This is a genomic window from Sporichthya sp., from assembly GCF_013815995.1.
GTDB lineage: Bacteria > Actinomycetota > Actinomycetes > Sporichthyales > Sporichthyaceae > Sporichthya.
Map to the genome: position 1 here is coordinate 1 of NZ_JACDFE010000202.1, position 8,206 is coordinate 8,206.

Sequence of the window (8,206 nt, forward strand, 5' to 3'; positions counted from 1 at the left end):
GGGCGGAGGCGCGGGCGGAGGCGCGGGCGGAGGCGCGGGCGGTGGCCCGGGCAGAGGCTCGGGCAGAGGCTCGGGCAGAGGCTCGGGCGGCGTCACCATGTCGGGGTTCAGCGGCGCCGGGGACGCCGACGGCTCCGCGTCGACCTCGCCGCCGAACGACGCGATGAGGGCGGCCAGACCGCCCTCGTAGCCCTGCCCCACGGCCACGAAGCGCCAGCCCTCGCGACGGTACAGCTCGCCGACGACGACTGATCGCTCCGTGGTGAAATCCGCGCCGTAGTAGGGGTAGCGCAGGATCGGCGTGCCGCTCGCCAGCACCCGGACGTGCCCCTTGGCGATGGCGGCCATGGTCGCCTCGCCCTCGATGCTGACCGTGAAGACCAACCGCGCGACCTCTTCGGGGAGCGCCATCAGGTCGATCCGAAATACCTGCTCGTCGCCACCGTGCGGCCCGACCGAGCGCACCGCGTCCGCCGGGGCGCTGGGATTGTTGAAGAAGACGAGCCACTCGTCGGCGAGAAGCTTCCCAGCGCCGTCCACGCCGAAGCAGCACACATCGAAGGCGACGTTCTCGGCCGATGAGACGTCGACGCCGACGTCGACCACCGCATTGCCGCCGAGGTCGGGCAGGGGGACGCGTTGGCCGCGTCCGAGGTCAGTCACGGGGGTCATGGGGCGATCAGACGACGACCATTTCGCCCTCGCCGTACCAGCCCTTCTTGCGCTGTCCGTAGCGGAAGGCCTGGATGGCGGTAGCGCCCTTCTTGGTGGCCTTCTCGGCCATCTCCCGCTTGACCTCGTCGAGGTTCGCATTCTGCTTCTTGATCTCGACCTCGACGCGGTCGATGCGACGTGCTCCCGGGATCAGCTGCTCGACGAAGAAGATCCCGCCGACCGTGCTGCCCTTGACGCCGAAGCGCTCCTCCATGTCTCAGGCCTCGCGTCCGAAGACGATGACGACCTCGTCGCGGTCGCCGCCGAGACTGGCGCTGGCCATCGTGACGACGCGCCAACCCTCGCTGGCATACGCGTTGATGGCGTTCTCCAGTTGTTGGGGGTCGAAGCTGTCACCCCAGGCCTTGTCCTTCTGGGTCATCACCTTGTACTCAACCGCCATAAGAGGTGATTTTAGGGTCGCCGCGACCTCACCCGCTACGTCGGCGCAGGCAAATCGCCTCCTGCTCCATCCGCAGGAGGCAATCGGGACTGCCCAGGCCTTCTGTCGTGGGGCGCGTCTAGGCTGGTTCTCATGAGTGCGGATCCGGTCGCACCGCCCCCGGCGGGCGGCGGGTCGTCCGAGCCCGCAGCGATCCGGAGCCAGCTGTCCCCGGACCTGGCCGCCATCTTCGACACCGAGTGGGAGATCGTCCTGGAGGCCGCGAAGCGGACTCAGGACCTGCAGGCGATCCACGACCTGCTGAACCACTGGCGGCACTTCGCCGCCGCCGAAGCCGCGGAGCCGGGTTGGTACTCCCGCATGCAGGAGCACACGGCGCGAATCCTGGCCAACGGCGCTCCCGACCCGGACAGCATCAGCGGTCAGGAAGTCCGCGCCCGGATCGAGGCTCACCTGCGCGGCGCCGCTGCCCGAGACTGAGCCGGAGGTTGTACGAATTCAGCCTGGCCCCTGAGGTTGATGCGGCGATCGACGCCCTTCCGAGCAGCGCCCTTCTGCCGCTCGCCGAGGTACTCACCGTCCTGCAGACCGCCCCTTGGGGCGGCGATCCGCAGCACAAGACAACCCCGATGGTGCGGTGCGCCGACTGATCTTCGGCCCTGGCGGTGCGGGTCAGCTCGTGTACGTGATCCTCGAGAGCACTCGCCACGTCCGAGGTCGTCCGCCTGATCTGGCTCGGCGACTGACCAGCCTCGGTGCTGGCCTGGGACGCCTCCGGCGCGGAAGCCCACCGCAGCGCCTTGGACAGGGTCAGCCAGGCGCTGGCACGGCCGCCCACACGTCCGTCGCCGGGCCCCGAGATCGGCCGCTGACCAGGCACGTTGCTACATCGACTGCTACATCCGGAAACGCAGAACGCCCCCTGCTACATGAGCAGAAGGCGTTCGTGCTGATCCGACGGGTGGAGCTGAGGGGATTCGAACCCCTGACCCCTTCCATGCCATGGAAGTGCGCTACCAACTGCGCTACAGCCCCGGTCCTGGTCGACGCGAACCCGTGTCGATCAGAGGAGGAACGGTATCAGGATCCGCCTCGAGGTCCGGACGCGAGGCTGTCGTCGCAGCTCAGCGGGCCCCTTCCTCCACGCTCTGCTCCAGGGAGGGGGCGTTCGGGTCCCGCGGTTGGAAGGGCGCGTCGACGATCTCGTCGTTCTCGGTCCGGTCAACCTGCGCCTCGGCCCGCTCAGGGTGCCCACCCGGGCGAACCTCACCGTGGGGAGTGCCGCCCTCGGCGGTGGAGTCCGCCGAACCGGCGTTGACGCCCTCGGGCTCGACCAGGTCCCTGCCGCGCTCATCCATGACGCAGGGCTACCCGCCCGCAGGTGGGCGAATCGGTCAGAGCTGGGTCGCGCTCAACCAGCGGTCCGCGACCGCGAGATCGCCGAAGGAGTCGAAGCGGTCCGTGTCGTGCGGTCGGCGCCGCCCGTAGACCAGGAGCAACAACTCGGTAAGCGGACCGCGCAACGCAACGGTGGCCTTGCCGTGCTCGGGCGCCCAGGTAAAACCCTCGTCGGTCAGTTCGATCGTCCATTCGCCCGGGCCGTCGGTGGCGTGCAGGTGCAGCGACTGCCCACTGACCAGGCCCTTGATGTTGTCCAACGCGAACGCGGGCAGGTTCGCGAGAAACTCCTCGATCCCATCGAAGGCCAGGGCCGGCGCCACTTCCGGCTCCAGCCCGAGCGCCAGCTGCGCATCCATCCGGTGCAACGTCGTTTCGTGCAGCATCCGCCGCGCCCACCAACCGACGGTGCCGCCCTCGCCCCAGGTCCACACCGCCGTGGCCGGATCCGTTGCCAGGGCCGCCCGCAGGGGCGAGGCCCCGGCGGCCAGCCAGGCCGGCAACCCGGTCCGTTGCGCCGGCAGCGCGAGGTCCACCTCCCGCGGGGGGACCCGCTCGGTGGCCCGGGTGCTGATGACGTGCGCGACCCATCGGTGCACCGACCCGCTGTGCCGGGTCAGCTTGCCCAGGTCCCACTCCGGGCAGCTCGGCACCGGAGCGTCCAGGTCAGCGTTGGCGACCAGGCCGGCGAACCGGACGATCTCCTCCGAGGTCTCGGCGACGTACTCCGCGTGCTCCACGCGCCGAAGCATGGCAGCAGCGAGAGGGCCCTCGCCGCCAGGGACCGAACCGAACAAGGTGCTTCACAGTTAGCGCTCAACAGACTCACGAACGAGTGCCTACATAAAGTGAGGGATCGGGCACGGAGCGTGCCTCATCCGGCCCAACGGCCATTACTGAACAGCAGCACGAACGCCACCGCGAACGGGGCGAGCACCGTCAGATAGCCCTGCAGTACCACCGGGCGGCGCAGGCTCCACGCGGCCAGGGCGATCCAAAGCGGCCACCAGGTCAGCGTCGAACGTGGCACCGAGAAGAACCAGTACGACGTCGTGAACGCGTAGAGCTGCAGGGCGATGTAGGTGGCCTCCGCCCACCGGCGCCTACGCAGCAGCCACATCGTGAGCACCAGCCCGATCCCGACGGCGAGGATCTCGGCCCCGAACATCCAGGCGAAGACGGTCGACTGCTTCTCGTCGTAGGCCGCCTCCCAGGTGTTGGCCAGGGCCTCCCACGGCCAGTGGAAGTTCCGGTACCAGCCCTTCTCCTGGGCGTGCTGCCAGGCGTTCCAGTCTCCGGTCCGGTCGTGCAGGTAGGTCATGTAGGCCACGACCGGCAGGAACGGAACCGCCAGCCACGGCGCCGAGCGCCAGCGCCGACGGCCGTCGGTCGCGGTGAGGAACTCGACGATCAGGGCGATCGCCACGAACACGCCGGTGATGCGGATGCCGCAGGCGCACGCCGTCAGGATCCCGGCGGCGGCCCACCGTCCCTTGCGGGCGCAGAGCCAGGCCGGGAACGCGAAGGCGAGGAAGATCGCCTCGGTGTAGGCGGCGGCGAGGAAGATGGCCGACGGGGCGAGGACGAAGAGCAGGACGGTCCGCTCGGCCATTGCCTCCGGCGCGACGCCGGGGCCGGCCTCGTGAGCGGCGAGCCGGGCCAGCGCCACGATCGCCACCGCACTCGCGATGAGGGAGATGAGCAACCCGGCCGGGACGTAGTCCAGCCCGCTGATCCCGTGCAGCAACTTGATCAGCAGCGGGTAACCCGGGAAGAACGCCTCCAGCGGCGCGAGTTGCCCGACGCCGGGCGCTCCGTCGTACCCCCAGTGCGCGATGGTCGTGTAATGGACGGTGTCCCACTGGGTCCACCGGTCCAGGTAGTCCACCGGCGTGCGGTCATCGCGGTCGTTCGCGAACAACCAGGCGCCGGCGCTGACGAGAGTGAAGATGCCGATCCGGCTGAGCAGCCAGTACCGCAGCGCGATCGCATCGACGCCGCGCGGCCGCCAGTGGGCCGCTCTGGTCGCGGCGGCCGGCATCGAGCTCACGCGAAGGCCTCCACCCGGCGGTGGCCGGTATCGGCGGTCGCGGTCGGCCCGGCCGCAGGGTCGTCTTCGAAGCCGTCGGCCCGCACCGGATCGAGAGCCGGCCGCAGGATGTCGCGGATCACCACCGCCACCAACCACAGCAGGCAGACCAACCGGACCAACACCGTCACCGCGTACGCGTCCAGCGGCAGCCCACGGTCGAAGCCGCCCAGCAGGTAGTACCAGACCGCGAAGAAGTAGATGACCTCGCCGGCCTGCCAGATCGCGATGTCGCGCCAGCGCGGCCGGGCCAGCGCCGCCAACGGAAGCAGCCACAGCGCGTACTGCGGAGACCAGACCTTGTTGAAGATGAGGAACGCGGCGACGGTCAGGAACGCCAGTTGCATCAGCCGCGGCGGTCGCGGTGCTAGCAGGGCGAGTACCGCGATGCCGGCGAACGCCGCCAGCATCAGGGCGGTGCTGACCACGTCGAGCGGGCCGACGCCGTGGCCCTTCTGATCGAGCACGTACCAGATCGACCCGAAGTCGGCGCCGCGGTCGGCGTTGAACTCGTAGAACGCCTTCCACCCGTCGGGGGCGGCGAGCATCACCGGTGCGTTCACCGCCAGCCAGGTGAGTCCGGTCATGAGCGTGGTCAGCAACACCGCCCGCCATCGCCGGGCCCGGGCGCAGAGCAGGAACAACGGCAGCAGCATGACGACCGGGTACAGCTTCGCTGCGACGGCCAGACCGAGCAGCACCCCGCACCAGCCGGCCCTCCCCCGCGACCACGCGAGCAAGGAGACCATCGAGAGGGCGACCGCGATCAGGTCCCAGTTGATCGTGCCGTGCAACGCGAGGACCGGGGACGCCGCAACCAAGGCGGCGTCCCAGGGTCGTCGGCGACCGGCGAGGCGGATGGTCGCGGCCACCGTCACCAACCCGGCGAGTGCGAGCAGCAGCGCATTGACGTCGTAGTAGCGCACCGCGCGCGCGTCCGCGGTGCCGGACTTGATCACCGAGGTGAACTCCGCCGTCACCCACATCACTCCACCGGTGAGCACCGGGTACTCCAGCGGCTGCCAGTCCCCCTCATCGATGTAGGGAATCGCGCCGTCGACGAAGCCGCGCTCCCGGTACATGTGGGGGATGTCGGAGTAGCACGCGTGCGCGAACTGTTGGCCGTCGTCGCGGGACCAGGCGTTGTCCCGGCAGTCGCCGCGCTCGAGTACACCGAACGCCATCACGACGGTCGCGAGCGCGAGCAGCACCCGCAGCGGCGTCCACCATCCCGCGTAGGGCGCCATCCGCCGCCCGGTCGGGCCGCCGAGGACCTCGCTGCCCGACCGGATCACCGGGTCGTCGTGCGAGGGCGCGACCCGGACGCGGCTAGAAGAGTCCACCCGCTAGTGACGGACCATCAGTTGTCTTCGCCCGGATTCGGCGGCCCGGTCGAGGTCGGCGACGCGGTCGGCCCCGGGGTCCCGCTCGATGTCGGCCCGGCCGACGGGGTCGGGCTCGGCTTCGGCGTCGGCACCGGCACCGTGGTCGGGCCTGGATCGAAGGTCGGGAAGATCGGTCCGGGACCGCCGGGCGGGATGCCGCTGCCCGGGTCGACGCCGTCGACGTTGCCGATGGTGTCGTACGGGTCCTTGCTCGGCGTCGCCGACGGGTCCTTGACGCCCTTGAAGTCCGGGAATTGCTCGACCGGCTTGCCCTTGAGCGCGCCCTTCATGAACGTGGTCCAGGTCTGCGCCGGAAAGGTGCCGCCGAAGAAGGTCGACATCCCCGCCGAGCCGTCGAGACTCTTGGTGCCGTCGCCCTTGAAATAGACGACCGAGGCGGCCAGCTGCGGGGTGCAGCCGGAGAACCACGCGGTCAGGTCCTCGTGGGTACCGGTCTTGCCGGCCACCGGGCGGTTCAGCGCCTTGGCCCGGGTGCCGGTGCCGAACTTCACCACGTCTTGCATCGCCTCGAGCGTCCCGGCGACCACCTCGGGGTCGAAGACTGGTTTCGGGGTCACGACCGCCTTGCGGATCGGCACCTCGCCGCCGTTGGGCAGCAGCACCCGGTCCACCAGGTGCGGCTCGGCCTGGATCCCGCCGCCGCACATGGTCGCGATCGCGCCGGCCACATCCATGGCCGGCGTGGAGGCGATACCCAAGGTGATCAGGGCGTTGTTGTTCAGACCCGGGGTGTTGTTCGGGATGCCCGCGCGCACCATCGCCTGGCGCACCTTCTGCGAGCCGATCTTGTAGGTCGCCTGCACGAAGGCGGTGTTGATCGACTGCTCGAGGGCCTTGCGCAGGGTCACGGTGCCGTAGTCCCGGTTGAACTCGTTGTTGACTGGCTTCGAGCCCGGCAGCGTCAGCGGAGAGTTGCCCTGGAACGTCGAGGTGAGGCTGTAGCCCTCCTCCAGGAGCGCGGCGGTGGTGAACACCTTGATCGTCGACCCGGCCTGGATCGGGTAGGTCGCGGTGTTCACCTGGGCGTACCTCGACTTGGCGAGGAAGTCCGGGCCGCCGTACATCGCGAGCACCTTGCCGGTTTTGGGCTCGACCGCGACCAGACCCGTGCGCAAGCCCTTGTTCAGGGTCTTGGGGAACTCCTTGGCCACCGCGTCGAGGGCCGACTGCTGGGCGTCCTCGTCGAGGGTGGTGATGATCCGGTAGCCGCCGTTCTCGATGTCGTCCGGCGTCAATCCGCGGTCCTGCAGCTCCTTGCGGATCGCGGTCAGGATGTAGCCGCGCTGCCCGCCGTAGCGGCTCTGGGACCTGGCCTGCTTGGGGAACTTCGGGAACTTCAACGCGGCGCGGGCCTCCGGGGTCAGCGCGCCGGTCTGCACCATCGACTCGGCCACGTAGCTCCAGCGCGCCTCCAACCGGGTCTTCCCGTCCGCCTCGCTCGGGTCGTAGGCGCTCGGCCGCTGGATGATCGCGGCCAACGCGACACCCTCGGCCGGCGTGATGTTCTGGATGTCCTTGTTCCAGTAGGCCTTCGCCGCCGCCTGTACCCCGTACGCACCGCGGCCGAGGTAGATCGTGTTCAGGTAGTCCTCGAGGATCTGGTCCTTGGACTTCTCCCGGTCGATCTTGATCGAGAGCAGCGCTTCCTTCAGCTTGCGCTGAAAGGAGCGCTCGGTGCTCAGGTAGGTGTTCTTGACGTACTGCTGCGTGATCGTCGAACCGCCCTGGGTCGAGCCGCCGCGCAGGTTGTTCCAGAACGCGCGGGTCATGCCCTTGGGCGAGACGCCGTTGTCGGAGTAGAAGCTGCGGTTCTCCGCCGCGAGCACCGCGTCGCGCAGCGACTGGGGCATCTTGTCCAGGCCGACGATCGTGCGGTTGATGTCGCCGAACCGACCGATCTCGATGTCGTTGCCGGCGAAGAAGACCCGCGAGGTCTGCTGCTGCGAGACCTCATTGGGCTCGGGGATGTCGATCCGCGAGTAGGCGATGACCATCATGAAGAAGCCGATCACGCCGAGGGCGAGCATCGCCCACAGCGCACGCTGCAACCGGCGCTTCTTCTTCGACTTCTTCTTCTTGGGCGGGCCGCTGCCTGCGCCCGCGGCCGCGGCCTTGCCGCGCCCGGGACCACGTCCCCCGTCACCCTTGCCCGGGCCCTTGCCGGCACCCTGGTCGGCGCCCTGGTCGGCGCCCTTG

Annotated in this window: 9 protein-coding genes and 1 tRNA gene; 1 reads left to right on the plus strand and 9 read right to left on the minus strand. The window is 69.4% G+C overall.

Annotation, left to right across the window (positions count from 1 at the left end; genetic code table 11):
- The 3 genes from H0X00_RS18710 to H0X00_RS18720 all read right to left on the minus strand — a co-directional run.
- Positions 1–672, minus strand: a 672-nt coding sequence (locus tag H0X00_RS18710; RefSeq protein ID WP_293773863.1) for a TerD family protein, incomplete at its 3' end; no start/stop codon positions are given.
- A gap of 7 nt (positions 673–679) precedes the next feature.
- Complete coding sequence (locus tag H0X00_RS18715; protein ID WP_293773864.1) at positions 680–928, minus strand: hypothetical protein; 249 nt, start codon at positions 926–928, stop codon at positions 680–682.
- A gap of 3 nt (positions 929–931) precedes the next feature.
- Positions 932–1,117 carry a DUF4177 domain-containing protein gene (locus H0X00_RS18720; RefSeq protein WP_293773865.1) on the minus strand — a complete coding sequence of 62 codons (186 nt, stop codon included), beginning with the start codon at positions 1,115–1,117 and terminating at the stop codon, positions 932–934.
- 132 nt (positions 1,118–1,249) lie between these two features.
- On the opposite strand from H0X00_RS18720, the gene H0X00_RS18725 reads away from it, so the two are divergent.
- Positions 1,250–1,597, plus strand: a complete 348-nt coding sequence (locus H0X00_RS18725) for a DUF6247 family protein (RefSeq protein ID WP_293773867.1) — start codon at positions 1,250–1,252, stop codon at positions 1,595–1,597.
- Positions 1,598–2,079: 482 nt separating this feature from the next.
- Here H0X00_RS18725 and H0X00_RS18730 read toward each other — a convergent pair.
- The 6 genes from H0X00_RS18730 to H0X00_RS18755 form a co-directional block, all read right to left on the minus strand.
- A tRNA-Ala gene (locus H0X00_RS18730) sits at positions 2,080–2,152 on the minus strand.
- A gap of 89 nt (positions 2,153–2,241) precedes the next feature.
- Positions 2,242–2,475, minus strand: a complete 234-nt coding sequence (locus H0X00_RS18735; RefSeq protein WP_293773869.1) for a hypothetical protein — start codon at positions 2,473–2,475, stop codon at positions 2,242–2,244.
- Positions 2,476–2,511: 36 nt separating this feature from the next.
- Positions 2,512–3,255, minus strand: a complete 744-nt coding sequence (locus tag H0X00_RS18740) for a maleylpyruvate isomerase family mycothiol-dependent enzyme (protein ID WP_293773870.1) — start codon at positions 3,253–3,255, stop codon at positions 2,512–2,514.
- A 134-nt stretch (positions 3,256–3,389) separates the two neighbouring features.
- Complete coding sequence (locus H0X00_RS18745; protein WP_293773875.1) at positions 3,390–4,556, minus strand: mannosyltransferase family protein; 1,167 nt, start codon at positions 4,554–4,556, stop codon at positions 3,390–3,392.
- A gap of 5 nt (positions 4,557–4,561) precedes the next feature.
- The gene (locus tag H0X00_RS18750; RefSeq protein ID WP_293773872.1) at positions 4,562–5,947 is read right to left on the minus strand and encodes a glycosyltransferase 87 family protein; all 1,386 of its coding nucleotides are present in this window, start codon (positions 5,945–5,947) and stop codon (positions 4,562–4,564) included.
- A gap of 17 nt (positions 5,948–5,964) precedes the next feature.
- Positions 5,965–8,206: transglycosylase domain-containing protein (locus H0X00_RS18755; protein WP_293773873.1), on the minus strand; the 2,242-nt coding region annotated here is incomplete at its 5' end.

What these genes read in the sequence shown, in the direction of transcription:
- H0X00_RS18745 (WP_293773875.1), bottom strand. Translation starts at nt 4,556, where the DNA reads ATGCCGGCCGCCGCGACCAGAGCGGCCCACTGGCGGCCGCGCGGCGTC.
- H0X00_RS18735 (WP_293773869.1), bottom strand. Translation starts at nt 2,475, where the DNA reads ATGGATGAGCGCGGCAGGGACCTGGTCGAGCCCGAGGGCGTCAACGCC.
- H0X00_RS18715 (WP_293773864.1), bottom strand. Translation starts at nt 928, where the DNA reads ATGGAGGAGCGCTTCGGCGTCAAGGGCAGCACGGTCGGCGGGATCTTC.
- H0X00_RS18725 (WP_293773867.1), top strand. Translation starts at nt 1,250, where the DNA reads ATGAGTGCGGATCCGGTCGCACCGCCCCCGGCGGGCGGCGGGTCGTCC.
- H0X00_RS18720 (WP_293773865.1), bottom strand. Translation starts at nt 1,117, where the DNA reads ATGGCGGTTGAGTACAAGGTGATGACCCAGAAGGACAAGGCCTGGGGT.